Raw genomic sequence first — 23791 nt, forward strand, 5'->3', positions numbered from 1 at the left:
GCTCAGGCGAGGAGCGAGTCGACGAACTCGACCGGGTCGAAGGGGGCGAGGTCGTCCATGCGCTCCCCGGTGCCGATGAAGCGGACGGGGAGACCCAGTTCGTGGGCGATGGCGAAGGCGATGCCGCCCTTCGCGGTCCCGTCGAGCTTGGCGAGGACGATGCCGGTCACGCCGACCGCGCCGGTGAAGGTGCGGGCCTGGAGGAGGCCGTTCTGGCCGGTCGTCGCATCGAGGACGAGGAGCGTCTCGTGCGGCGCGGACGGGTCCTTGCGCTTGATCACGCGGTCGACCTTTTTGAGCTCCTCCATGAGGTTGGACTTGGTGTGGAGACGCCCTGCGGTATCGATGATGACGATATCGGCTTTGGAGGACTCGGCAGCGGCGAGGGTATCGAAGGCGACGGCGCCGGGGTCGGCTCCCGGCTGGTGGGCGACGACGCGCACGCCGACGCGCTCGCCCCAGACCTTGAGCTGGTCGGTGGCTGCGGCGCGGAAGGTATCGGCGGCGCCAAGGATGACCGTCGCGCCGTCGCGCTTGAAGGCGTGGGCCATCTTCGCGATGGTCGTCGTCTTGCCGGCGCCGTTGACGCCGACGACGAGGATGACGAGCGGAGGCGCGACATCGCCGCGGGCCCAGGCCGGGGGCGTTTCGCCGGGTTCGCGGAGGATGGCGATGAGCTCTTCGCGGAGGAGTTCGCGGACGCGGGCGGATTGCTTCACGCCCTCCTTCTTGACCCGCTGGCGCACGCGGTCGAGGACTGTGGAGGCCGTTTCGAGGCCGGTGTCGGCGCCGATGAGGATTTCTTCGAGCTCGTCCCAGAGGGTGTCGTCGAAGTCGGGGCGCTCGAAGAGGGCGCCGAGACGGCCGAAGAAGCCGCGGCGGGTGCGTTCGACGGCGCGGCCAGTCTGCTCGTGGAGCTCGGCGCGCTCTTCGGGCGTCGGCTCGTCCGGGGGCGGAGCAGGAGCTTCGCCGGGCTGCTGGGGTTCAGCGGGCTTGCGGCGCCAGAACCTCAATGGGGCACTCCTCGCAGGGGGCTGGGAGCGATGGTAGCCGGGCGGCCGTTAGGGGACAGGGTCACGATTGCGGGAGGTCGGCGAGGCGGAGGCTGAGGACTTTCGAGACGCCGTCGCGGCCCATCGACACGCCGTAGATGGCGTCGGCGACCTCGATGGTGCGCCGGTTGTGGGTGACGACGATGAACTGGGTCCGCTCGCTGAGCTTCCGGAGGGCGGAGGTGAAGCGGCCGACGTTGGCTTCGTCGAGGGCGGCGTCCACTTCGTCGAGCACGCAGAAGGGCGCGGGGTTTGCCGTGAGGAGGGCGAAGAGGAGGGCAACCGCCGTGAGGGAGCGTTCACCGCCGGAGAGGAGCGAGAGGCTTTTGATGCGCTTGCCCGGAGGCTGGGCTTCGATTTCGATGCCGGCTTCGGCGGGCCGGTTCGGGTCGGTGAGGGCGAGACTCGCCTGGCCGCCGCCGAAGAACGCCTGGAAGTACTCGCCGAAGGCCCGGTTCACCGTGTCGAAGGTGACGGTGAAGCGGGTGCGGATCTCCTCGTTCAGCTCCGCGATGGCGGTGCGGAGCTGGTCGGCCGCGTCGGTGAGGTCCGCAAGCTGCGTCGTGAGGAACTCGTGGCGCTCCTTCAGCTCGTGGTAGTCCTCCGGCGCCTCTTCGTTGATGGCGCCGAGGCGGCGAATCTGCCGGCGAATCTCCTCGATGCGCTGGCGGGTGGCTTCGACGTCGATGGCGGCGCCGCCCTGGATGCGCGGGGCCTCCGGTTCGGGCAGGGCGTCCATGCGGTCCAGCTCGTCGAGGCTGACGATGTCGCCGGCGTCGGTGGGCGCGAGACCTTCGCGCTCCATTTCGTGGCGGAGGCTTTCGAGGCGCTCGTTGGCGCGGGCGAGCTCGTTTTCGAGGTCGAGCCGTTTGCGATCGATGGCGAGGAGCTGGTCCTGGGCGACGGCGAATTCCTCCTGGATGGCGCGCTCGTGGTTTTCGAGGCGGTGGAGTTCGTCGCGGTCGGGCGCGGCATCCTCAGCGAAGCGGGCCTGTTCGGCGCGGATGGCCTCGAGCTCACGGGCGAGGCGCTCGAGCCGCTCGTCGATGACGCCGGCTTCGAGCTCGAGGTTGCGGGCCTGGAGCTTCCGGGCCTGGATCTGGCTGTCGAGCCGCTCGAGCGCTTTCTCGTGCTGTTCGCGCATGGCGATGAGGGTGCGGCGCTCGCCCTCGGCAGCGGCGAGCCGGCCGGAGACTTCGGACACGGAGGCGAGGGCTGCCTCGCGCCGGGCAGTGGCGAGGGCGAGCTCCTCCTCGAGGGCTGCGAGCTCCTGCCGCCGTTCGGCGGCGCGCTGCTGGAGCGCCTCGAGGGCGAGACGCGCCTGTTCGGCCTGCTGGAGGCGGCCGGCGCGCTCCCGCTGGATGTCGGCGCGTTTGGAGCGGAGGGCGTCGGCGTCGCGCCGGATGCGGTGGCGGCGTTCGCGTTCGCGCTCGAGGTCCTGCCGGGCGGCTTCGAGGGCGCGGCGGAGCATTTCGTAGTTCGCCTCGGCTTCGTGGGAGCGCTTCGCGACCTGTTCGATGGCAAGGCGCGCCTGGGCGATGCGCTCGGCGGCGACTTCCGTCCGCTTGCGCAGCTCCTCGATGCGGGCGGGGAGTTCTTCGAGTTCGCGCTGGCGGATGAATTCGCCTTCGTCGGCGCCGGTCGAGCCGCCGGCGATGACGCCGGTGGGCTCGATGTAGACGCCGTCGAGGGTGACGACGGAGCCGAGGGAGCGGCGAATCATGCGCAGCGCGGTTTGCACGTCTTCGACGACGATGACGCGGCCGAGGAGCGTATCGACGAGCGGGCGGACCCGCTGTTCGCACCGGACCAGCTTCGCGGCGACGCCGACGACGCCCCGCTCCTTCTGGAGATTGAGCGGGTAGACGTGGCGGACGGCATCGAGCGGAAGGAACTGGGCCCTGCCCTGCCGCCGGCGCTGCAGGATGGCGATGGCCTCGAGAGCGACCTGTTCGTTCTCGACGATGACGGCGTGGAGGCGGTGTTCGAGGGCGGCGTTGATGGCGGTCTCGAGGCCGGGCGGCACGCGCAGCTGGCGGGAGAGGAGGCCGACCACGCCGGGGAGCTCGGGCGGCTCGCCGAGGGAGCCGGGCTCGAACTCGTCGATGAGGGCCTGTCCCATGATGAGCACCTGGCGCGTGCCGGCGGCGACGCCGTCGTGTTCGGCCTGGACGCGGCGGAGGGCATCGAGCCGGCCCTCGAGGTGGTCGAGTTCCCGGAGTTCCTGGTTGCCCGCGGCTTCGTACTCGCGGACTTCGTCCTGGATGCGCTGGAGCTGCTCGCGGGCGGCGTCGGCCTCGCGGCGGGCCTCGACGAGCCGGTCTTCGCCTTCTTCCACGGCGAGGCGGGCCTCGGCGATGCGGCGGCGGCTCCCGAGCAGCTCGACGATGATCGCTTTGCGGCGGGCGATGAGCTGCTCCATCTCGCGGTCGAGGTCGGCGACGCGGCGCTCGGCGCTCTCGATGTCGGCCCGGAAGGAGGCGGCGCGGCGGTCGTCGCCGTCGGCGCCGTCGCGGAGCTCCTGGACGCGGCTGCGGACGCGGGAGTATTCGCGCTCGGCGGCGTCGAGTTCGGCGCGGCAGCGGTCCATCTCGGCGCGGATGGCCTCGGCCTGCCCGGCGACCTCGAGGTTGCGGCGGCCTTCGTCGACATCCGTGGCGGCGAGCGAGAGCCGCTCGGCTTCGAGCGCTTCGAGCTCGCGCTGGAGCTCTTCGCGGCGGACAGCGACCATCGAGCGGCGTTCGCGGTCGAGGGCGATGGCCTGTTCGGTCGCGGCGATGCGCTGTTCGATTTCGGTGCTGCGGGTATCGCGCCGGGCGATGGCATCGCGGCGCTTGCGGATCTCCTCCGAGAGCGTGCGCAGCTGTTCGCGAAGCTGCTGGACCCGCCGCGATGCGGCCTCGTTCTCTGCGACGCGCTGGTCGAGGGCGGCGCGGACGCGGACGACCTGGTTCTGGGCTTCGGACCAGAGGTGGCCGTAATAGAGCCGGAGGAGCGAGGCGAGCTCGGCGGTGAGCCGGCGGTACTCGGCGGCGCGCTCGGCCTGCCGGCTGAGCTGGCTGAGGCGGGGCTCGATTTCCTGGATGATGAGCGCCACGCGCTCGATGTTGTCGCTCGTGGCGGCAAGGCGGTCCTGCGCTTCCTTGATGCGGAGGCGGAAGCGTTTCACGTCGGCGGCTTCGTCGAGGAACGCCCGGCGCTCGTCGGGCGACATGGAGAGAACTTCGTCGACGAGGCCCTGGCCCATGATGGAGTAGGAGTTCTGCCCGACGTCGCCCTTCATCAACAGGTCGATGATGTCGCGCAGGCGGACGCGGGAGCCGTTGAGGAGGTATTCGCTTTCGCCGTTGCGGTAGAGGCGGCGGGCGATTTCGACCTCGGCGAAATCGAGCGGGAGCCAGCGCTCCGCGTTGTCGAGGGTGAGGGCGACTTCGGCCATGCCGACGGCGGCGCGGTTGCCGGTGCCGGCGAAGATGACGTCTTCCTGCTTCTTCGTGCGCAGGAGGCGGGCGCTCTGTTCGCCGAGGACCCAGCGGATGGCATCGGCAACGTTGCTCTTGCCGGAGCCGTTCGGGCCGACGATGGCGGTGATGCCGGGGCCGAACTCGAACGTGGTGGTGTTGGCGAAGCTCTTGAAGCCGTGGATGGCGAGCCGCTTCAGGTACACGCTGCGCCCTCCTCCCGGCGGAGCCCTTCGAGCGCGACTTCGGCGGCGCGCTGCTGGGCTTCGCGCTTGCTGCGGCCTTCGCCGCGGCCGCGGGGCAAGCCCGCGATTTTCACTTCCACGACGAAGCGGCGGTGGGGCGCATCCGCCGTATCCTCAACCGTCACATATTCCGGCGCTTCGTGCCAGCGGGACTGGGCGAGGTGCTGAAGGGAGCTCTTCGCATCGGGGCGGGCGCCTTCGCGGAGGGCGCGGTCGATTTCGTCGCGGAGGAGACGGCGGATGAGCGCGGCGGCGGCGCGGAAGCCGGCATCGAGGTAGACGGCGCCGATGAGGGCTTCCAGCGCGCCGGCGAGGTTGCGGTCGCGGGTGCGGCCGCCGGCCGCCTCTTCGCCGCGGCCGAGGACGAGGAAGCGGCCGAGCTCGATGCGCGCAGCGGCGCGCGCGAGGGTGCTCCCGCGGACGATCTCGGCGCGGATACGGGTGAGGTCGCCTTCGCCAGCCCCGGGGCAGCGTTCGAACAGGAGGCGGGCGACGACGAGGCCAAGCACGGCATCGCCGAGGAATTCGAGGCGCTCGTTGGAGGCGCCGGCCGCGGGGTTCTCGTTGAGGTAGGAGGAGTGCGTCAGCGCCTGTTCGAGGAGGTCGGAGCGAAGCGCACGGACCCGGAGGCGGGCGAGCAGCTCGGCGCGGTCTCCTCGTGCGGGTTCTCCCACGTCCCCTCCGGCCCGGGCGGCAGCGCCGGGCAGCCTGCCCGGCGGGCAGGAAATGCTAAAGCGCTATGATCATAGGGAGCAGGTTCACGGGGAGTCAAGCCGTGCCGTATGCTCGAGGATGGTATGCAGGACGTCGAGGTCAAGGTTTGCCACGTGTGCGCCGGGGCGGTCGAGGCGCATATGGAGGCGTGGTGCAACTGGTGCGGAAACCTGTACCACCTGAATTCGCGGGCGGACCTGCCGGGGACCGACTGCGGTCAGGTGTGGATCAACGAGGAGCACCTCGCGCTGGAGTTTGCGTGCAACGTCTGCCTCGCGCCGCCGGCTGAGCCGGGCACGCTGGATGACGTGCTCGACCTGCTGGAGGCGGCGGCGGCGGCGCAGATGACGCCGGCGGCGCTGGAGGCGCTCGCGGAAGCCGGCCAGGTTCGCCACCGGCGGACGGCCGGCGGTGTCCTGCTCTTCCGGCGGGGCGACCTGCCCGGGGGCGTCGCGCGGCGTGGATGAGGGCGCAGGTCTGCTGCGAGTGTAAGATGCCCATCGGGCCGGCGAGCGCGCTGGTGTGCGCGGATTGCGGCCAGCTGTTTCATTTCCCCGATGCCCGGAAGGGCGAAACCGGGAAGGAGTGCGGTGTGCACGTGATAGGCATGCGGGAGCTGCTCGGCCGGGACGTGGTGCCCCTGTGCCGGCGGTGCGACATGGCGTTTCGGCTGCGCTACGGGGTGCCCTCGTGAGCGCGGCATCGCGGCGGCGGCGCAGGCCGGCCGGGAGCGGGACGACGGGCGGGGGCGCGGCACCTCCGGCCGCCGTGCCGAAACCGATCCCGCTGCCGGAATGGAAGTGGCGGACGTTCCCGGTGTACTTCGCGTTCGCGCTCGGGGGATTCCTCGGGCTGTATATGGGGCTGCTGGCGTCGGTGAACGACGGCGCGTTCCTGTTCGCGAGCGTGGTGTGGGCGGTGCTGCTGGGGGCCGGGTTCTCCCGGCTGAGCACGCGGTGGATCCTGAGCCGCCGGTGGGCGCGCGCCCAGCAGCGGCGGAAGGGCTGAGGCCGAACTTCGCCAGTTGAACGCAGCGGGCCCGCAGACAGCACGGCCCGCCTGGGGCTCTCCCGGGTCCTCGACGGACAGGGAGCACGCCGAGTCGCCCCTCCCCGGGAGGGACGCTGGAGCTCCCGGGAAGGCGGCGCCGGCAGCTGGTAAGGGGGTTCGTGTCAGGTTGACACGAAGGCATCGATTGGGCACAGTGGAAGCAAAGCTTAGTGTAGGAATGACACTAAGCAGGAGGGATGCGATGGCTGCCACGCTGGCCCCGGCGGGCAAGAGCTACGCCGAACTGCTGGTGATGTATTCGGACCCGGACACCTGCCCGGCCGACGCGCTGACGCCGGTGCCGCTGGCGCAGGAGCCGGCCTTCGTGAGCTGGCAGCAGGACATCCCGCGGGCGTACCTCCAGATGGGGCCGGAAGAGCTGGACCACCGGATCGCGGCGGCGCGGGCGAAGCTCGGCTCGAAGCTGGTGATCCTCGGGCACCACTACCAGCGCGATGAGGTCATCAAGTACGCGGACTTCACGGGCGACAGCTTCAAGCTCGCGCGGCACGCCGCGGAGCAGGAGGGCATCGAGTACGTGCTCTTCTGCGGGGTGCACTTCATGGCGGAGTCGGCGGACATCCTGACCCCGGAGCAGGTCCGGGTCATCCTGCCGAACATGGCCGCCGGCTGTTCGATGGCCGATATGGCGGACCCGGACGACGTCTACGCGGCCTGGGATGAGATTCACGAGGTGCTCGGCGAGGACGCCCGTGTGATCCCGGTGACGTACATGAACAGCGCGGCAAGCCTGAAGGCCTTCACCGGCGAGCGGGGCGGGCTGGTCTGCACGTCGAGCAACGCGGACCGGGCGCTGCGCTGGGCGTTCGAGCGGGGAGAGAAGGTGCTGTTCTTCCCGGATCAGCACCTGGGACGGAACACCGGGTACGCGATGGGCATCCCGCTCGACGAGATGGTCCTCTGGAACTGGCGGCTGCCGATGGGCGGCACGACGCCGGAGCAGCTGCGGAAGGCGAAGATCATCCTCTGGCAGGGACACTGCAGCACGCACCAGCGGTTCACAGTCGAGCAGATCGAGAAGGCCCGGAGGGAGCACCCGGGGGTCAACGTCATCGTGCACCCGGAGTGCCGGTGGGAGGTGGTCCAGGCCGCCGACCAGTACGGTTCGACGGAGAAGATCGCGAAGGTCATCCGGGAGGCGCCGGCGGGGACGACGTGGGCGGTCGGGACGGAGATCAACCTCGTGAACCGGCTCGCGAAACAGAACCCGGACAAGACGGTCTTCTGCCTCGACCCGGTGGTCTGCCCGTGCAGCACGATGTACCGGATTCACCCGGCGTACGTGGCATGGACGCTCGAGGCGCTCGTGCAGGGGCAGGTGGTGAACGAGGTGCGCGTCGACCCCGAAACGCGGAAATGGTCGCTGGTGGCGCTGGAGCGGATGCTGGAGCTGGCCTGAACCGGCAGGCCGTCAGTTGGCGATGCCGAGTGCGCCGTACTTTTTGCGGCGGTGTTCGATGACGGCGTCCTTCGTGCGGAGGATGAGGTCGTCGAGGACTTCGGCGAGGTAGGCGACGCGGTCCTCGGCGGGCTCGATTTCGAGCAGCCGCTGTTTGACGTCTTCGCCGACCTGCAGCCACTCGCCGAGGAAATCGACGAGGCGGTGCGGGCGCTGGGGGAGGTCGAGGCCGCGCGCCCACTGGTCGGTGAGCGAGAGCACGAGGCGGAAGTAGAGCGGGAAGGTGGCGCGGACGGTTTCGAGCGCGGCCTTGAGGCGCGGCGTCATGGGTCCGTCGGCGTCATCGAGCGGGGTGACTTCGCCGAACGGGTACGGACGCGGGGGCAACAGGCGGTCGATGCGGAAGCGCCACGTCCCGCGGGCGGTGATGAGGTACCGGCCGCCGTCGGTCTCTTCGCAGGATTCGAGTCGGGCTGCGGTGCCGACGTCGTAGGGGATAGCGCCGGGGCCGACCTCCGGGCCTTCGCGGATGAGGACGACGCCGAACTCGCCGCCGTTCTCCAGCAGCTCGCGGACCATGACGCGATAGCGCTCCTCGAAAATGCGCAGGGGCAGGCGCATCCCGGGAAAGAGCACGGTGCGGAGCGGGAAGAGCGGGAGTTCCAGCGGCGCCGACCTCCGGTGGCTGGTGCGATTATGTCAGTCGCGCAGTTCGACGACCATTTCGATTTCGACGGGGATGCCGAAGGGGAGGTCGTGCATGCCGACGGCGGAGCGGGCGTGGCGGCCGCGTTCGCCGAAGAGCTCGATGAGGAGGTCGGAGGCGCCGTTGATGACGGCGGGCTGCTGGCCGAAATCGGGAGTGCAGCGGACCATCCCGAGGAGCTTCACGACCTGGGCGACGCGGTCGAGGCTGCCGATTTCGCCTTTCAGCGAGCCGAGGAGCGCGAGGGCGGTGAGCCGCGCGGCGCGGTAGCCGTCCTCGACGGTCAGGTCGTCGCCGAGGCGGCCGCGGAGCAGGGGCTGGCCGTCGTTCCCCGTCGGGCCGTGACCGGAGAGGAAGACGAGGCTGCCGGTGCGCACGGCCGGCACGAAGCTGGCTGGCGGCGCGAACGGCGGCGGCAGTTCGAGGCCGAGGGCGGCGAGCCGTTCCTCGGGGCTCACCGGCGGCGCGCGGCGAGCCAGGCGTCGAGCTCGGGCTGGTGCTCCTCGAAGTGGCCGATGCCGGCGCCCTGCAGGAGCCGGTTGCCGATGCGCGGGCGGCCGGACTCCGGGTCGATGCCGTAGCGGTCCTCGGGGAGCGCCTCAGCCGCCGCGCGGTAGGCCGCATAGGCCGCGTCCCAATCGTCGAGCGCAGCGCGGCCAGGGAGGGCGGCAGCGGCGAAGCGCTGATTCCACGGCTCCGGGTCGGAGTAGTCGACGCCGGGCGGCGTGGGGCGCTCGCCGCGCGCGACCCGCTCGAGGGCGCCGGTCATTTCGCGGTACCAGCCGGCCATATGGGCGAGGAGCTGTGCGAGGTTCCACGTGCCGAGCCACGCCTCGGCGTACGCGGCGTCGTCGAGGTCGGCGATGCCGGCGCGGAACCGGCGGTAGCCGTCATCGAGGGCGGCAAGGGTTTCGGACTTGCTGGACACGCGGAACCTCCTTCAGTGCGGGCCGGCGGTCAGGCGATGCCGGCGAGCTTTTTGGCGTATTCGAGGGCGCGGCGCCCGTCGTAGGCGCGGCTGATCATGAGCTTCTCGGCTTCGAGGGAGCCCTCGGCGTGAATAGCAAGGACGGCGTGGTAGCCGCCGAAGTCGCCGGTGGTGAGGTCGCTGACCATGTTCATGGCGCGGGTGCGGACTTCGCCGTCGACGCCGGCGCGGCCGCCGAGGTACTTGCGGAGCAGGTCGCCGGTTTCGGGATTGGCGAAGTCCTCGGCGCCGGGGCCGGTCACGAGCATGCCGCCGGCGATGTCCTGCACGTGCTGGAGCGCCTCATGGTAGCCGTGGGCGAAGTGGTACTTCGCCATGTTGGTCGTCAGCGGGTCGGGCGCGAAGATTCCGGGGTCGTCGCCCCGGCCGCGGAGGGCGGCCATTTCGGTGAGGGCGCGGAGCGTCTCAGCGTAGCTGATGAGGCGGATGAGCTTGTCGCGGACGTGGGCAGCGCGGGCGATGCCGTTCAGGTCGGCCATGAGGAGGGCCGAGCCGACGAGGGCATCGACGAGCGGGAGCTTGTAGGAGACGGCGGTGAAGCGGTGGTACTCGACGAAGCCGAGCGCGAGCGGGCCGGCGAAGTCGTACTCGCCCGCGAGGAACACGCGCTCCCATGGCACGAAGACGTCGTCGAAGATGGTGATGGTCTCCATCATCTTCCGCTCGGCGGAGAGCGGGGCGTCGAACTCGTTCTTCGGGCTCCCGCCGTAGGGGCTGGCGATGAGCTTGAGGCCGGGGGTATCGACGGGGATGGCGAAGCTGACGGCATAGTCGGCATCGGCCTCCGCCATCGCGCGCGTCGGCAGGACGATGAGTTCGTTGACGTTCGTGGTGCAGCTGGTGTGGATCTTGGCGCCGCGCACGACGATGCCGTCCGGCCGCCGTTCGACGATGCGGGTGTAGTAATCCGGGTGCGGCTGGTCGCGCGGGCCGAGGCCGCGGTCGCCCTTCACGTCGGTCTGGGCGACGGAAACGGCGAGGTCGTTGTCGCGGCAGTGCCGGTAGAAGGCTTCGACGCGGCGGTGGTAGTCCGTTTCGTACTTCTGGTCGACCTGGCGGGCGACGCGGTGGAGCGCGAAGAGCGCGTCGGTGCCGATTTCCTTGACGAGGACGACGAGCGTCTTGCCGAGGGCGGTCGCGGTCTCGATGAGGCGGGAGCGCTGGAGGAGGTCGTCGGTGCTCGCGGGGATCTTGTAGTAGCGGGAGTAGGGCTGGCCGTCCTCGCCGGTGACGACCGCGAGGTCGCGGTACTCGGGGTTTTCGGCCATCTCGAAGTCGAGGCAGGCGTGGCGGACGGCCTTCTTGATGACCGGGTGGGTCGTGACGTCGGGCACGCGTTCGCCGCGGTAGTAGACGGTGCGGCCGTCTTTGAGGGAGTCGATGTACTGCTGGGGGGTGCGGAGTCCCATGTGGGGGAGCTGTCCTCCGGGGCGATGAGTGCGGCGGCCGGGGCCGCCGTGGGGATTGTACGCCCCGGCGGGTGGTTGGTTCTGCGGGCGCGGAGCATCCGGGGCGGCCGAAGTGCCATCGTGACCCGTCACGGGTCCGCCTCATCTTCGGCACGGCGGCGCTGCTGACCGGGTGACCCGCTGTGGACGCTGCGGGCACCTACATGCTGCGCAGGAGCCGGATGCGCTCTTCGACCGGCGGGTGCGTATTGAAGAGGTTGTTGAGGAAGCTCCGGTGCTCGCGGAGGGGGTTGTAGATGTAGAGGTGGGCGGTCGCCTTGTTGGCCGCTTCGAGGGGTTCGGGGTCGGCGGCGATTTTCTCGAGGGCGCGGGCGAGGGCCTCGGGGTGGCGGCAGAGAAGCGCGCCGGAGGCATCGGCGAGGTACTCGCGCTGGCGGCTGACGGCGAACTTCAGCGCCTGGGCGACGATCGGCGCGAGGATGGCGGCGATGATGGCGAGGAGGACGAGGATCACCGCACCGCCGCCGCCTTTGTTCCTGCTTCCGCGCCGCGCCCCAGCGCCCCAGTAGGTCCAGCGCAGGAAGAAATCGCTGAGCAGGACGACGATGCCGACGAGCACGGTGGCGATGGTCATCACCCGGATGTCGTAGTTGCCGATGTGGGACATCTCGTGGGCGAGGACGGCTTCGAGCTCGATGGGTTCGAGCTTCTGGAGCAGACCGCGGGTGACGACGATGTGGGCGTGCTGCGGGTCGCGGCCGGTCGCGAAGGCGTTCGGCGCGCTGTCTTCGAGGACCCACGTCCGCGGCATCGGCAGGCCGGCGCCGATCGCCAGGTTTTCGACCCGGCGGACGTACTCCCACTCCTGCTCTTTCGTCACTTCATGCGCGCCGGATATCGAGAGGACGACGCTGGAGGCGGCGAAGTAGCTGAAGATGGCGTAGATGATGATGGCGATGCCGGCGATGCCGAGCGCGCCAATCGGCAGGCCGAGGGCGTAAATGATGAGCCCGGCGAGCGCAGTGGTGATGGCGACGAAAGCCACCATCAAGACCCACGTCGTGCGGCGGTTGGCCGCGATGCGGTCGTAGATGAGAACAGAGCCCGGGACGGGGGCGGAGGCCATGCGCAGGGGTTCGGGCCGCGGGCGCTGACGCGCCGCGTCAGTTGCTCACGAAGGAGACGCGAACGTCCTCGCGAGCGGCGTCTTCGGCCTCGTAGAACTCGGCGGGCTCGAAGTTGAACATGCCGGCGATGATGGAGCTGGGGACGGTCGCGATTTTCTCGTTGTAGACGCGGACGTTGGAGTTATAGAACTGGCGGGCGTAGGCGATTTTGTCTTCGGTGTCGGTCAGTTCGCGCTGCAGCTCGAGGAAGTTCTGGTTCGCTTTGAGGTCGGGGTAGGCCTCGGCGACAGCGAAGAGGGAGCGGAGGGCGCCGGTCAGGATGTTGTCGGCCTGGGCGGCCTGGCCGGGCGTCTGCGCGCGGTCGAGCATGGCGCGGGCGCGGGTGACGTTCTCGAGGGTTTCTTTTTCGTGGGCGGCGTAGCCTTTGACCGTCTCGACGAGGTTGGGGATCAGGCTGGAGCGACGCTTCAGCTGGACGTCGATGCCGGACCAGGCCTCCTTGACGCGGATGCGGGCGCGGGCGAGCGAGTTGTAGAGCCCGACGACCCAGAAGACGAGGAGGAGGACCGCGACGATGACGACGATGAGGACGATGAGACCGGTCACGAGGACGCTCCGTGGAGTGCTGGGGGCATGCTACCACAGACGGTAAAGGGCGCCGCCACGGGCGCCCTTTCCGATGTCAACTGGCGGTAACGGAACCTAGACGAGCACGCCCTCGGCGAGGAGATCGGCGACTTCGTCCATCGAGAGGCCGATGATGCGTTCGCAGACGTCCATGGTGTGCTCGCCGAGCAGCGGGGCTGGGCCGGCCACGGAGCCGGGGGTGGCGCTGAGGCGGAAGGCCGGGCCGTCGTRGGCCTCGCGGCCGGCTTCGGGGTGCTCGACGTACTGGTAGTAGCCGCGGGCGCGCATGTGGGGGTCGCGCTCGAGCAGGTCCTGCGCGTTCTGGACGACGCCGGCGGGGACGCCGGCGGCCTGGAGGGCGGCGGCCACGTCTTCGGCCTTGCGGTCGCGGACCCAGCTGCCGATGAGGGCTTCGAGTTCGTCTTCGTTGGCCTTGCGGGCGTCGAAGGTGGCGAATCTCGGGTCGTTCGCGGCTTCGGGGTGCCCGAGCGCGGCAGCGGCGGCGGCCCATTCGCGGTCGTCGCGGCAGGCGATGACGACCCAGCGGTCGACGGAGCCGACCGATTCAGGGTCATCGGCGCAGCGGAAGGCGCCGTGGGGGCTGCAGTTGAGGCTTCGGTTGCCCATGCGCGAGGGGTTCTCGCCGTTGACGAGGTATTCGAGCACGGCGGTGCCGAGGGTGTTGACGACCGATTCGAGCTGGGGGAGTTCGATGAGCTGGCCTTTGCCGGTGCGGTTGCGGTAGCGGAGGGCGGCGAGGATGGCGGTGACGGTGTGCCCCGGGTTGATGACGTAGTCGGGGTAGTTGGTGCCGACGCCGATCGGCGGGCGGTTGGGGAAGCCGCTCATGTGGCTGATGCCGGTGACGGGCGTGAGCACAGCGCCGAAGCCGAGGAAGTCGCGGTGGGGACCGGTGAGGCCCTGCATCGGCGCGTAGGCGGCGATGATGCGCGGGTTGCGCGCGCTGATCTGCTCGTAGCGGAGGTTCCACTTGTCGATGACGCGCGGGGTGAAGTTGGTCAGGAAGACGTCGCACTTCTCGATGAGGCGGTAGGCGATTTCCTGGCCCTTCGGCAGGTTGAGGTTGAGCTGGAGGGAGAGCTTGCCGGTGTTGAAGTTGTTGAAGTAGCCGGAGACGTTGTAGCCGGACTTGAAGGTGCCGTCCGGGTTCATGGCGAAGGGGTGGACGCGGCGGAGGCCGTCGGGCCGGGTTTCGGATTCGACGCGGATGACCTCAGCGCCGAACTGGGAGAGGGTGTTGCCGGCGATGGGGCCGGCGCCGTACCAGGAGAAGTCGGCGACGCGGAGGCCTTCGAGGGGTTTCTTCGGCATCGGGAGCTCCTTAGCGCAGCTGCGCGAGGATTTCTTCGGTGTGTTCGCCGAGGCGCGGGGGCCGGGCGATGACGGCGGGGGTGTCGGAGAGGCGGTACGGCGGGCCGGGGAATTCGACGGTGCCGCCGAGCGGAGACTCGATGCGGACGAACCAGTCGCGCGCGCGGAGCTGGGTGTTCTCGGCGATGTCCTTCGGGGTTGACACGATGCCGATGAGGAGCTGGCGGTGCTGGCCTTCTTCGTAGGCCTCGCGGGCGCTCATCGTCGCGAAGAAGTCGAGGATCGTCTTCGTGATGACCGGGATGTGGGGCAGGACATCGGCCGCTGCGGCGGGGTTGGACATAAGCTGGGTGAGCCAGGCCATGTTGAGCTGGTTGACGATCGTGCGGTACGGCTCGTCGTCGAGCGGGCCCTGCATGCCTTTTTCACGCATCCAGTCCACGAGCGCGGGGAGGTCCTTCCCGGCCGGGGCGAGGATGTAGAGGGACACGTAGCCGTCGGTGCACTTCGCCACGCCGGTCGCTGGGAGGGGGATGGGCAGCATGCCGAGTTCGCCGGTGCGGACGCGGTTGCGCTTCTGGAAGTCCCRGGTCTGCATGGCGGTTTCCTGGGCCATCGAGAGGGCCTCCTGCGCGGAGACGTCGACGAGCTGGCCTTCCCCGGTCGCCTCGGCGTGGAGGAGCGCCATGAGGGTGCCCTGGGCGGCCTGGATGCTGGCCGAGATGTCGGCCTGGCGGCCGTAGATCATGTTCGGCGGGTCGGCGGGTTCGCCGGCGAGCGTCATGATGCCGCCCATGGCCTGGCCGACGATGTCGGAGTAGGCCCAGCCAGCGTGGGGGCCGTCCTGGCCGAAGCCGGTGACAGAGGTATAGACGAGGGAAGGCTTCTCCGCGCGGAGGGCGTCCCAGCCGAGGCCGCGGTCGGCGAGGAAGCCGACCGGGTTGTCCTCGAGGACGACGTCGGCAGTCAGCGCGAGGCGCCGGGCGAGGGCGCGGCCTTCGTCGGTTTCGAGGTCGAGGACGACGGATTTCTTCGAGGTGTTGTGGACCCAGAAGGCGAGGGATGCGTTCGGGTCGCCTTCGCGGCCTTTCACGAAGGGGCGCGCGCGGCGAAGGCGGCCGCCGCCGGGCGGTTCCACTTTGATGACTTCGGCGCCGAGGTCGGCGAGGAGGCGGCCGCAGTAGGCGGCGGTTTCATCGGCGAATTCGACGACGCGGATACCGTCGAGGGCGCGGTCGGGCATCGGTCAGGACTCCGGGACGGCGGTGACGCGGGCGGGGAGGTCGCGCGCGAGGATCTGGGCAGCCTGGGCCACCATGTCGTGCAGGATGTCCGCTGCGGGGCGGATGCGGTTCAGCATGCCGGAGATTTGGCCGGCGGCGTTCATGAGGAGGTCTTCGCGACCGGCCTGGCGGCAGGAGTAGACGAGGTCCTGGATGAGCAGGCCCTGCAGCCCCATCGGGAGCGCCTGGATGCCGGCGGCCTCCCAGGCTTCGATGAGCGGGTTGGTGATGTTGCGCATCGTCTTGCCGGAGTAGAGCCGGGTGACGCGGGTGTCCTCATCGGTGGCGGCGAGGATGCGCTGCTTCTGGAGGTCGGGCTGGTTCGCTTCTTCGGAGACGAGGAAGGCGGTGCCGCACCAGACGCCGATGGCGCCGAGGGCGAGCGCGGCGACGACCCCGCGGCCGTCTGCGATCCCGCCGGCGGCGACGACGGGCGTCGGGGCGACGGCATCGACGACCTGGGGAACGAGGGCCATGGTGGCGACGCGGCCGGTGTGGCCGCCGGCCTCGGTCCCCTGCGCGACGACGATGTCGACGCCGGCGGCGGCGACGCGCTTCGCGTTCTTCACGTTGCCGACGAGGGCGAGCACCTTCGTGCCGTTCGCCTTGAGGCGGTCGAGCCAGGGCGCGGGGCTGCCGAGGCCGCTGGCGAAGACCGGCACTTTTTCTTCGATGACGACCTCCATCTGCTCGTCGGACATGCCGCCGGTGCGCGGGCGGCGGGGCTCGGCGGCAGGCTCGCGGGGCATCTCTTTCCAGGGGACGCCGAGCTCCTCGACGATTTTCTTGAGGCCTTCRCGCGCCGCGGCGGGGATGAGTTCGCGGGGGTCGCGCGGCATTTCGCCGCCGGCAGCGCCGCCCATGTAGTTGGAGGGAAGGAGGAGGTCGACGCCGAAGGGTTTATCGGTGAGGGCGCGGACCTTGCGGATCTCTTCGCGCAGGCGCTCGGCGCTGAAGCCGGCGCCGCCGATGACGCCGAGCCCGCCCGCATTGGAGACGGCCGCGACGAGGGGCGCGGTGGCGACGGGTCCGGTGAGGCCGCCAGCGACGGGGCCCATGCCGGCCAGGATGACCGGGTATTCGATGCCCAGCAGGTCACAGAGCTCCGTGCGGAGCACGGGACGTCCCATGAGAGCCTCCGATCGGGGGGAGTTGGCGGCGAGTATACGGGACGGCCGGGGAAGCCGCAGGCGCAGTTGGACCCGGCCGCGCGGTCACGCGAAACTGGAGCCATGCATACACTGGTCACCCCGTGGGTGCTGGCGGGGAGGATTTTCGCCATCATCGGGATGGCGTTCACCGCTGCCTGCGCCATCCTGTTCCTCGTCGTGCCGCTCTGGTGGTGGGCGCTCGGTTCGGCGCTGGCGTTTGCGCCGTTCTTCCTGCTCATCGTGCTGGTGGAGCGGTACCAGTCGAAGCACGGCCTCATCGGGCCGGAGCCTGCCGTGCCGGACGATGGGGATTCGGACTAGCCTCGCGGCGCCCCTGCTGGCGGCGGCGGTGCTGGCCGGCTGCCAGGCCTCGGCGCGGTTCGACGGCACGCCGCTCGACCGGTACCTCTGCGAGGCGGGGGACCTGCCGTTCGATTTCATGGAGCAGACGCGGGGAGATTTCACCGCCGCGGATCTCGGCGGACTCTCGCGAGACCCCGAAGCGCGCAAGGCGGAGTACCGCGACGCCGGGATGCTGGGCGGGCGGTTCGTGTTCTGGAAGCAGACGCTTCCGCGACCGCCGTTCGACGCGCCGGTGAACGTGGTTTGCCAGGCGCTTTCGTTCGAATCGGCGGCGCAGGCGGCGGCCTGGGTCGGGCAGCTGGCGGCCGAGCCCGCGGCCATCCGGGATTCCGGGATGCTCTGGGCGCCGCTGGACGGTTCGCAAGCCGAGGAGCTACCCAGCCCGGCGGGGCGGCTGTTCCGGCTCGAGGCGGCGGAGGGCGACGCGCGCGTGACGCTCTATGCGCTCCATGAGGCGCGGGGGAACGTGGTGGTGAGCGTATTCGTCGGCGACCGGGATGGACGGACCGAGGCCGCGACGGCGCTCGCCATCGCGGCCTTACGGGATGCGCGGCTCGCTGAGGGCGCTACTTCGGGGTCTCGGTGATCTGGATGGTTTGGATGATGACGGGCTCGATGGGCCGGTCTCCCTGGCCGACCTGGACCTTGCCGATCGCCTCGACGACGTCCATGCCGGAGATGACTTCGCCGAACGGGTAGAACTTGTTCGCGCTGGGGTTGTCGAAGTCGAGCGACGGGTTGTCCTTCAGGTTGATGAAGAACTGGCTGCCGAACTGGGTCTGGCCGGAGACCTTGGCCATGGCGATGGTGCCTTTTTTGTTGCGAAGCTCGTTCGGCTCGTCCTGGGTCTGGTAGCCGGGGCCGCCGGTGCCGGTCGCAGTTGGGTCGCCGCCCTGGATGACGAAGTTCGAGACGACGCGGTGGAAGGTGGTGTTGTCGAAGTACCCCTGCTTCGCGAGGAAGACGAAGCTGTTGACCGTGTTGGGGGCGACGTCGGCGAAGAGCCGGACGGTGAAGTCGCCCTTGCTGGTCTTGAAGGTGGCAGTGTAGGTGTTTTTCGCCGCGTCGATGACCTGTTCGGCCTTTTCGAACTGCTTCGGGGCGGGGGTCGGGCTGCCGGTGGGCGAGGCGTCAGCGGTGGCCGTGGCGGCCGGCGTAGGTGAAGGGACCGCGTCGGGATTGCCCCGGTCGGTGCCGCGGGTGGTGAAGACCGCGGTGACGATCATGATGACGACGACCACAACGCCGATGAGCGCGAACCAGCGAGGATCGCCGAGGACGTTCATCGGGAAGCCGGGCTTGTAGATCTCGGATGGCGAAGCGTGGCTGAGCTGGTAGGTGCGGCGTCGCGATGGCTCCTGCCGCAGGTGTTGCAGCTCGCGTCGTTTGCGCTTGGGCACGGTGATACTCCAGGTGGACGGCTGCTGGGGTTGGTAGCCGGCTCGTGGCCAGTATACGGAGGCCGGGAATTGCGACCAATTTGGCGACCGGCTGGCGGGAAAGGGCCGGTCTAGCGGCGGTAGCCGAGCCTGGCGAGCTCTTCGCGGGCGACCTCACGGTCGTCCCAGGGGATGACCTGGTCGCCGTAGACGATGGATTTTTCGTGGCCCTTGCCGGCGATGACGACGATGTCGCCGTAGCGGGCCATGGCGAGCGCGGCAGCGATCGCTTCGCGGCGGTCTTCGATTTCGAGGAAGTCGGCGCCGCGCTGGCGGCCGGCGCTCTCGGCGTGGCGGCCGATTTCGCGGACGATGGCGGCCGGGTCTTCGGAGCGGGGATCTTCGTTGGTGAAGATGGCGAAATCGGCGCCTTCGGCTGCTGCGCGGCCGACGCCGAACCGGCGGCCGGGGTCGCGTTCGCCCGCGGCGCCGACGACGATGATGAGCCGGCCCTGGCAGACATCGCGGAGGACCTCGAGGACTTTGCGCACGGCGTCGCCGGTGTGGGCGTAATCGACGATGACGTCGAAGGGCTGGCCGGCGTCGATGCGCTCCATGCGGCCGGGGACGCCGGGGCATTCGCCGAGGCCGCGGGCGACCGCCTGGAGGTCGGCGCCGACGGCGAGCGCAGCGCCGGCGGCGGCGAGGGCGTTCATCACGTTGAACAGCGCCGGCAGCCGGATGGAGCACTCCGCCATGCCGCCGGGGGTGACGATGCGGAAGCTCGTGCCATCCGGCCGGAGGATGACGTTGCGGGCGACGATGTCGGCGCTGCGGGCTTCGAGTCCGAACCGAACGGCTGCGGCCCGCGGGGCGCGGCCGAGCATGTAGTCGGCGCTCGGGTCATCAGCGTTGACGACCGCGTGCTTGCCCACGCCCTTCTCGGCGGAGTGTTCCAGCGCCGCGAAGAGCTGCGCCTTGGCATCACGGTACGCCTCGAAGGTCTGGTGAAAGTCGAGGTGGTCGCTGGTGATGTTGGTGAAGACGGCGACATCGTATTCGACGTGGTCGAGGCGATGGAGCGCGAGGCCGTGGCTGGTCGATTCGACGATGGCGTAGTCGCAGCGGGCATCGGCCATCCGGCGGAGGAGCCGCTGCACTTCCGGAGCCTCGGGGGTCGTCATCCGGGCGGTAACATGGCCGGTCTCGCCGGGCAGGTAGGTATCGACGGTGCCGAGGCGGCCGACGCGGGCGCCGGCGGCTTCAAGTGCGCTCGTGAGGAGGTGGGACGTGGTGGTTTTACCGTCGGTGCCGGTGATGCCGATGACGACCAGCTCCCGGCCGGGGTGACCGTAGAACCAGGCCGCGGCAGCGGAGAGCGCGGGGCGGGTAGCGGGGACTTCCACGAGGGCGAGGCCGGGCGGGAGCGGCGGCAGAGCGTGGCCGGCCTCGACGAGCGCTGCCGCAGCCCCCGCCGCAGCAACGTCGGGGAGGAAGCGGTGGCCGTCGACGGTGAAGCCTTTGATGGCGACGAAGAGGCTCCCGGGGCCGACCAGCCGGGAGTCGTGGTGAATGGCGGAGATGGCCGCGCCGGGGTCGCCGCGCAGCAGCCGGGCGCCGGGAAGCTCGGCGAGGAGACCGGCGAGGGTGCGGGGTGCAGTGTGGGAATCGGTCGTCACGGGTCGATGGTAGTGCGGCGGGCGGCCGGTGTCGCGGGCTATTCGAGGGCGCTGAGGAGGTCGAGGAAGTTGCCGAGCATCCGCGCGGTGGCGCCCCAGATGAGGTCGTCGCCGAAGCGGTAGGCCTGGAAAACGTATTCGCGGCCGTTGATGATGCGGCGGTCCGGAACGAGGTTGCGGGGGTCGCGGAGGTGGCTGAGCGGCACTTCGAGGAGGTAGGCGACCTCCTCGCTGCTGAAGCGCCATTCATAGGGGTACCGGTCGAGCCAGCCGACGAACGGGGTGACGAGGAAATTCGAGACGGTGACCATCTGGTCGAGTTCGCCGAGCACATCGACGTCATCGGGGCGGACGCCGATCTCCTCGTGGGTTTCGCGGAGGGCGGTGTAGCGAACGTCCGGGTCGCCGGGGTCCATCACGCCGCCGGGAAAGCTGATTTGGCCCTTGTGGTCGCGGACGCGGTCGGTGCGCTTCTGGAAGATGACGTGGGGGCCGCCGGGGCGGTCGTGAAGGAGAAGGAGAACGCCGGCCGGCGGGAGCGGCGGGTCGGGCTGCTGGCGGGCCGGTTCGTAGCTGGCGAGGAGGCGCCGGACGTCGTCGCGCATCGGGCCTAGGGCCTGGCGGAGAGATGGCGGCGGCGGGTCGATTCGACGAGTTCCGCCCAGATGCGCTCCTCGAGGTCGCGGGCGGCGGGCCCGGGCGTCTGTTCGACGGCCGCGTGAAGGTCGATGAGGGCGGCGCGGAGCAGGTCGTTTTCCCGCTGGAGGTCAGAGACGCGGAGCGACGGGGCGGCGGGAGCGGCGAGCGCTTCCGGCACCGACGGCGGGACCGCGTCGCCGAGGAGGCCGCAGCCGGCGGCGAGCAGGTCGCGGACGATGCGGTTTTCGGTCACGAGGCGGTCGGCGGCGCGGTCGAACTCCTCGGCGACCATCATGTCGAGCATGGCGGCGATGCCGACGAGCTGCTGTCCGAAGGGCGTGGGGATGCGCGGCAGGACCTCGGAGAGGAGGTTGGCGGCGACGCCCTGGAGGACGCGGGGCGGCGAGGGGTTCACGGGAGCCTCCCGATGGTGCGCAGGAGGTACTGGTCCTGGGCGTTGATGAGCGAGTAGGCGACGAGCGGGAGGATGAGTTCGTTGGTGCGGCCCTCGGCGAAGGAGCGGGCGCCGGTGACCCAGATGCCCTGGCACTTGACGTGGCTGAAGACCTCCCACCAGTGGAGGGCGTCGGGGTCGGCGCGGAGGCCGGAGTAGCGCTCCCAGTGGGCGATGGCCGTTTCGCGGTCGACGATGCCGCCGGGGCGGCCGTCCTTCGCCCAGTGCCAGGACTGGTTGAACGACCAGGCGAGGTCTTCGAGCGGGTCGCCGAGGTGGGCCATCTCCCAGTCGACGATGCCGTAGATGCCGCCGTCTTCGCGGTAGAGGAAGTTGCCCACGCGGTAGTCGCCGTGGACGACGCTGATGCGCTGGGCGGGCGGCGGGGGGTTGGCGCGGAGCCAGCGGATGGCGGCCTTCATGATGGGCTGCGGCTCCATCGCCTCGGTGTCGAGGATGCGCTCCCAGTGGTCGAGCTCGTGCTGCCAGGCCGTCTCGGGGGTGGGCACATGGGCGACGCGCTCGATGTCCGTGCCCCGCCAGTCGAAGGTCGCGATGGCGGCGAGGATGCGGTACATGTTTTCGGCGATTTTCGGCTGCACGGCGGTGTAGGGCGGCGCGATGATGCGGGAAGTCGCGCTTTCGCAGCCGAGGATGCGGTCCATGATGAAGAAGGGGCCGCCGAGGACGGAGGGGTCGTTTTCGAGCCAGCGCATGCGGGGCACGGGGACATCCGTGCCCCAGAAGGCGGAGTAGAAGGCGTACTCGGCCTCGCGGTCGGTTTCGAGGAGCGAGGCGGGCGGGTCCTTGCGAAGGACGAAGGGGGCGGACTGGCGCCCGCCGACCGGGTCGGTCCACTCGGCATCGAACATCCACGTCTCGCGCGAGGCGCCGCCGGGGATGCGGAGGAGGTTGGTGACCCGGACGTCGGCCGCTTCGAGCCGGGGGGCGAGGTAGCGCGCGAGTGCTTCTTCCACGGGGCGGAGGGAAGGTTACGGGCTCACGGGGCTGTGTCAAGGCCGGACAGGCTCAGAGCGTGCCCTTCGTGCTGGGGATGTCGCCGCCGCGGCGCGGGTCGAGGCGGGTCGCGGCGTCGAGCGCGCGGGCCATCGCCTTGAAGGCGGCTTCGCACTTGTGGTGGTCGTTGACGCCGTAGAGGACGCGGAGGTGGAGATTGATCTTCGCGGCGAAGGCGAAGGACTCGAGGAAGTGGTTGAAGAGGTCGGGCGGCATACCGCCGAGTTCGCGGCCGAGCAGCTTGAGGTCGAGGACGGCGTAGGGACGGCCGCTGAGGTCGACCACGGCGTGGGCGAGCGCCTCATCGAGGGGCATGTAGGCCGAACCGGCGCGGACCAGGCCGGCCTTGTCGCCGAGCGCCTTCGCGAGCGCCTCGCCGAGGGCGATGCCGATGTCTTCCACGGTGTGGTGCTGGTCGATCCAGAGGTCGCCTTCGCAGCGGACGTCGAGGTCGAAGACGCCGTGCTTGGCGATGTGCGAGAGCATGTGGTCGAGGAACCCGACGCCGGTGGCGCAGGAGAACCGACCCGAGCCATCGAGATTGAACGTGATGTCGATGCTCGTCTCGGCGGTGCGGCGTTGGACCGTGGCGATGCGGGGTGCAGGCGGCTGCGTCATTGCTGAAGCTCCTGGAGGGCGGCGACGAGGGTGTCGGTGTCGGCCGGGCGGCCGGCGCTGATGCGGATGCAGTTCTGGAGGTCGGGCCGGTCGTAATGCCGGACGAGGATGCCGCGGCGGCGGAGGGCGTCGGCGACTTCGCGGGCAGGGCGGCCGCGGACGGCGAAGAGGACGAAGTTGGCGACCGAAGGGTACGGTTCGAGCCAGCCGAGGGCAGCGACGAGCCGGGTCATCCGGTCGCGCTCGGCGACGAGGGCGGCGATATCCTCGGCGATCTCGGCGCGGTGATCGATGGCGGCGATGGCGGCGGCCTCGGCGGCGACGTTGACGTTGTAGGGCTGCTTGAGCGCCATCAGGCGCTCCGCCAGCTCGGGACTGGAGATGCTGTAGCCGACGCGGAGCCCCGCGAGGCCGGCCCATTTGCTGAAGGTGCGGAGAACCACGAGGTTCTCGTGCCGGTCGATGAGGGGGACGACCGTTTCGCCGCCGAACTCGATGTAGGCCTCGTCGACGACGACGAGCGCCGGGAGGTCGAGGAGGGCCTCGAGTTCGGCCCGGTTGAGCGGGTTGCCGGTCGGGTTGTTCGGGTGGGTCAGGAAGATGATGCGGGCCGCGTGCTGCGCGACGGCGTGGCGGATGGCGACGACATCGAGGTCGAAGTTCGGCCGGCGCGGTATTTCGACCGGGCGGGCGCGCATGATTTTCGCGAGGAAGCGGTACATGCCGAAGGCGGGCGTCGGCACCACGACCGCTGGCGGCGCGACGAGGCGGATGATCACATCGATGAGGTCGTCGGCGCCGGACCCGGCGACGACCTGCGCCGGGTCGACGCCGGCGTAGCGGGCGATGGCGGCCCGGAGCCGGGTTTGTCCGGGGTCGGGGTAGATGTGGAAGTCGGCACGCGCGGCGGCTTCGCGGACGGCCGGGCGAGGACCGTACAGGTTCTCGTTCGCGTCGAGCTTGACGAGGCGGTCGACGGGCACGCCGATTTCTGCCGCAAGGACATCGAGCGGCTTGACGGGGACGTACTCCTCGAGGTCGTCGAGGTCGGGGCGGAGGATGGCGCGGAGGGACACG

The 23791-nt window shown here is 70.0% G+C and carries 25 protein-coding genes; 6 read left to right on the plus strand and 19 right to left on the minus strand.

The annotated features are described in order from the left end of the window. Positions 1–2: 2 nt before the first annotated feature. The 3 genes from ftsY to rnc all read right to left on the minus strand — a co-directional run bounded on the left by ftsY (position 3) and on the right by rnc (position 5432). Positions 3–1013, minus strand: a complete 1011-nt coding sequence (gene ftsY / locus O0235_RS14815; protein WP_270056544.1) for a signal recognition particle-docking protein FtsY — start codon at positions 1011–1013, stop codon at positions 3–5. Between the two features lie 61 nt (positions 1014–1074). Beyond that, the gene (smc, locus tag O0235_RS14820; protein ID WP_270056545.1) at positions 1075–4719 is read right to left on the minus strand and encodes a chromosome segregation protein SMC; all 3645 of its coding nucleotides are present in this window, start codon (positions 4717–4719) and stop codon (positions 1075–1077) included. Continuing rightward, positions 4710–5432 carry a ribonuclease III gene (gene rnc / locus O0235_RS14825; RefSeq protein WP_270056546.1) on the minus strand — a complete coding sequence of 241 codons (723 nt, stop codon included), beginning with the start codon at positions 5430–5432 and terminating at the stop codon, positions 4710–4712. Before rnc ends, smc begins: the two co-directional genes overlap by 10 nt. A 123-nt stretch (positions 5433–5555) precedes the next feature. On the opposite strand from rnc, the gene O0235_RS14830 reads away from it, so the two are divergent. The 4 genes from O0235_RS14830 (at position 5556) to nadA (ending at position 7942) form a co-directional block, all read left to right on the plus strand. Continuing rightward, complete coding sequence (locus tag O0235_RS14830; protein WP_270056547.1) at positions 5556–5939, plus strand: hypothetical protein; 384 nt, start codon at positions 5556–5558, stop codon at positions 5937–5939. A 26-nt stretch (positions 5940–5965) separates the two neighbouring features. Beyond that, positions 5966–6166, plus strand: coding sequence for a hypothetical protein (locus O0235_RS14835; protein WP_270056548.1), 201 nt, complete (start codon positions 5966–5968; stop codon positions 6164–6166). Positions 6167–6240: 74 nt separating this feature from the next. Continuing rightward, the gene (locus tag O0235_RS14840; RefSeq protein WP_270056549.1) at positions 6241–6480 is read left to right on the plus strand and encodes a hypothetical protein; all 240 of its coding nucleotides are present in this window, start codon (positions 6241–6243) and stop codon (positions 6478–6480) included. Positions 6481–6724: 244 nt separating this feature from the next. Then, a complete protein-coding gene (gene nadA, locus O0235_RS14845; RefSeq protein WP_270056550.1) occupies positions 6725–7942 on the plus strand; it encodes a quinolinate synthase NadA in 1218 nt (405 codons plus the stop codon). 12 nt (positions 7943–7954) lie between these two features. Here nadA and O0235_RS14850 read toward each other — a convergent pair whose 3' ends face one another. The 9 genes from O0235_RS14850 to O0235_RS14890 all read right to left on the minus strand — a co-directional run bounded on the left by O0235_RS14850 (position 7955) and on the right by O0235_RS14890 (position 16544). Next, positions 7955–8608, minus strand: coding sequence for an LON peptidase substrate-binding domain-containing protein (locus O0235_RS14850; protein ID WP_270058083.1), 654 nt, complete (start codon positions 8606–8608; stop codon positions 7955–7957). Positions 8609–8641: 33 nt separating this feature from the next. Further along, positions 8642–9106, minus strand: a complete 465-nt coding sequence (locus tag O0235_RS14855) for a RidA family protein (RefSeq protein ID WP_270056551.1) — start codon at positions 9104–9106, stop codon at positions 8642–8644. Continuing rightward, entirely contained in the window at positions 9103–9576 is a 474-nt protein-coding gene (locus tag O0235_RS14860; protein WP_270056552.1) for a maleylpyruvate isomerase N-terminal domain-containing protein, read from the minus strand. Before O0235_RS14860 ends, O0235_RS14855 begins: the two co-directional genes overlap by 4 nt. 29 nt (positions 9577–9605) lie before the next feature. After that, positions 9606–11045, minus strand: coding sequence for a 4-hydroxyphenylacetate 3-hydroxylase N-terminal domain-containing protein (locus O0235_RS14865; RefSeq protein ID WP_270056553.1), 1440 nt, complete (start codon positions 11043–11045; stop codon positions 9606–9608). Between the two features lie 199 nt (positions 11046–11244). After that, positions 11245–12171: a M48 family metallopeptidase gene (locus O0235_RS14870; RefSeq protein ID WP_270056554.1), complete on the minus strand. Its 927-nt coding sequence runs from the start codon at positions 12169–12171 to the stop codon at positions 11245–11247. A gap of 37 nt (positions 12172–12208) precedes the next feature. Then, positions 12209–12778 (minus strand): LemA family protein, encoded by a 570-nt coding sequence (locus O0235_RS14875; RefSeq protein ID WP_270056555.1) that lies wholly within the window; start codon positions 12776–12778, stop codon positions 12209–12211. 96 nt (positions 12779–12874) lie between these two features. After that, complete coding sequence (locus O0235_RS14880) at positions 12875–14131, minus strand: CaiB/BaiF CoA transferase family protein (protein WP_270056556.1); 1257 nt, start codon at positions 14129–14131, stop codon at positions 12875–12877. 10 nt (positions 14132–14141) lie between these two features. Further along, positions 14142–15374, minus strand: coding sequence for a CaiB/BaiF CoA transferase family protein (locus O0235_RS14885; protein WP_270056557.1), 1233 nt, complete (start codon positions 15372–15374; stop codon positions 14142–14144). 3 nt (positions 15375–15377) lie between these two features. Further along, entirely contained in the window at positions 15378–16544 is a 1167-nt protein-coding gene (locus O0235_RS14890; protein ID WP_270056558.1) for an NAD(P)H-dependent flavin oxidoreductase, read from the minus strand. A 102-nt stretch (positions 16545–16646) separates the two neighbouring features. Here O0235_RS14890 and O0235_RS14895 point away from each other — a divergent pair, with 102 nt between their 5' ends. Beyond that, on the plus strand, positions 16647–16886 hold the full coding sequence (locus O0235_RS14895) for a hypothetical protein (RefSeq protein ID WP_270056559.1): 240 nt from the start codon (positions 16647–16649) through the stop codon (positions 16884–16886). Then, entirely contained in the window at positions 16870–17514 is a 645-nt protein-coding gene (locus O0235_RS14900) for a hypothetical protein (RefSeq protein WP_270056560.1), read from the plus strand. Before O0235_RS14895 ends, O0235_RS14900 begins: the two co-directional genes overlap by 17 nt. Here O0235_RS14900 and O0235_RS14905 read toward each other — a convergent pair. The 7 genes from O0235_RS14905 to hisC form a co-directional block, all read right to left on the minus strand. After that, the gene (locus O0235_RS14905; protein ID WP_270056561.1) at positions 17495–18328 is read right to left on the minus strand and encodes a peptidylprolyl isomerase; all 834 of its coding nucleotides are present in this window, start codon (positions 18326–18328) and stop codon (positions 17495–17497) included. The genes O0235_RS14900 and O0235_RS14905 overlap by 20 nt on opposite strands. Positions 18329–18438: 110 nt before the next feature. Beyond that, a complete protein-coding gene (locus O0235_RS14910) occupies positions 18439–19986 on the minus strand; it encodes a UDP-N-acetylmuramoyl-L-alanyl-D-glutamate--2,6-diaminopimelate ligase (protein WP_270056562.1) in 1548 nt (515 codons plus the stop codon). Between the two features lie 38 nt (positions 19987–20024). Beyond that, on the minus strand, positions 20025–20591 hold the full coding sequence (locus O0235_RS14915) for an NUDIX hydrolase (protein WP_270056563.1): 567 nt from the start codon (positions 20589–20591) through the stop codon (positions 20025–20027). 5 nt (positions 20592–20596) lie between these two features. Next, entirely contained in the window at positions 20597–21040 is a 444-nt protein-coding gene (locus O0235_RS14920) for a hypothetical protein (RefSeq protein ID WP_270056564.1), read from the minus strand. Next, positions 21037–22056 (minus strand): phosphotransferase family protein, encoded by a 1020-nt coding sequence (locus tag O0235_RS14925; protein ID WP_270056565.1) that lies wholly within the window; start codon positions 22054–22056, stop codon positions 21037–21039. Before O0235_RS14925 ends, O0235_RS14920 begins: the two co-directional genes overlap by 4 nt. A gap of 52 nt (positions 22057–22108) precedes the next feature. Further along, positions 22109–22714, minus strand: a complete 606-nt coding sequence (gene hisB / locus O0235_RS14930) for an imidazoleglycerol-phosphate dehydratase HisB (protein ID WP_270056566.1) — start codon at positions 22712–22714, stop codon at positions 22109–22111. Then, the gene (gene hisC, locus O0235_RS14935) at positions 22711–23790 is read right to left on the minus strand and encodes a histidinol-phosphate transaminase (RefSeq protein WP_270056567.1); all 1080 of its coding nucleotides are present in this window, start codon (positions 23788–23790) and stop codon (positions 22711–22713) included. Before hisC ends, hisB begins: the two co-directional genes overlap by 4 nt. Position 23791: the final 1 nt, after the last annotated feature.

Origin of the sequence: Tepidiforma flava, from assembly GCF_027594505.1 — a bacterium.
Lineage (GTDB): Bacteria > Chloroflexota > Dehalococcoidia > Tepidiformales > Tepidiformaceae > Tepidiforma > Tepidiforma flava.

Excerpts from the sequence above, each read along its gene's own strand:
- O0235_RS14870 (WP_270056554.1), bottom strand. The coding sequence starts at position 12,171 with ATGGCCTCCGCCCCCGTCCCGGGCTCTGTTCTCATCTACGACCGCATC.
- O0235_RS14835 (WP_270056548.1), top strand. The coding sequence starts at position 5,966 with ATGCCCATCGGGCCGGCGAGCGCGCTGGTGTGCGCGGATTGCGGCCAG.
- hisB (WP_270056566.1), bottom strand. The coding sequence starts at position 22,714 with ATGACGCAGCCGCCTGCACCCCGCATCGCCACGGTCCAACGCCGCACC.
- O0235_RS14900 (WP_270056560.1), top strand. The coding sequence starts at position 16,870 with ATGGGGATTCGGACTAGCCTCGCGGCGCCCCTGCTGGCGGCGGCGGTG.
- nadA (WP_270056550.1), top strand. The coding sequence starts at position 6,725 with ATGGCTGCCACGCTGGCCCCGGCGGGCAAGAGCTACGCCGAACTGCTG.
- O0235_RS14895 (WP_270056559.1), top strand. The coding sequence starts at position 16,647 with ATGCATACACTGGTCACCCCGTGGGTGCTGGCGGGGAGGATTTTCGCC.
- O0235_RS14915 (WP_270056563.1), bottom strand. The coding sequence starts at position 20,591 with ATGCGCGACGACGTCCGGCGCCTCCTCGCCAGCTACGAACCGGCCCGC.
- O0235_RS14865 (WP_270056553.1), bottom strand. The coding sequence starts at position 11,045 with ATGGGACTCCGCACCCCCCAGCAGTACATCGACTCCCTCAAAGACGGC.
- O0235_RS14830 (WP_270056547.1), top strand. The coding sequence starts at position 5,556 with ATGCAGGACGTCGAGGTCAAGGTTTGCCACGTGTGCGCCGGGGCGGTC.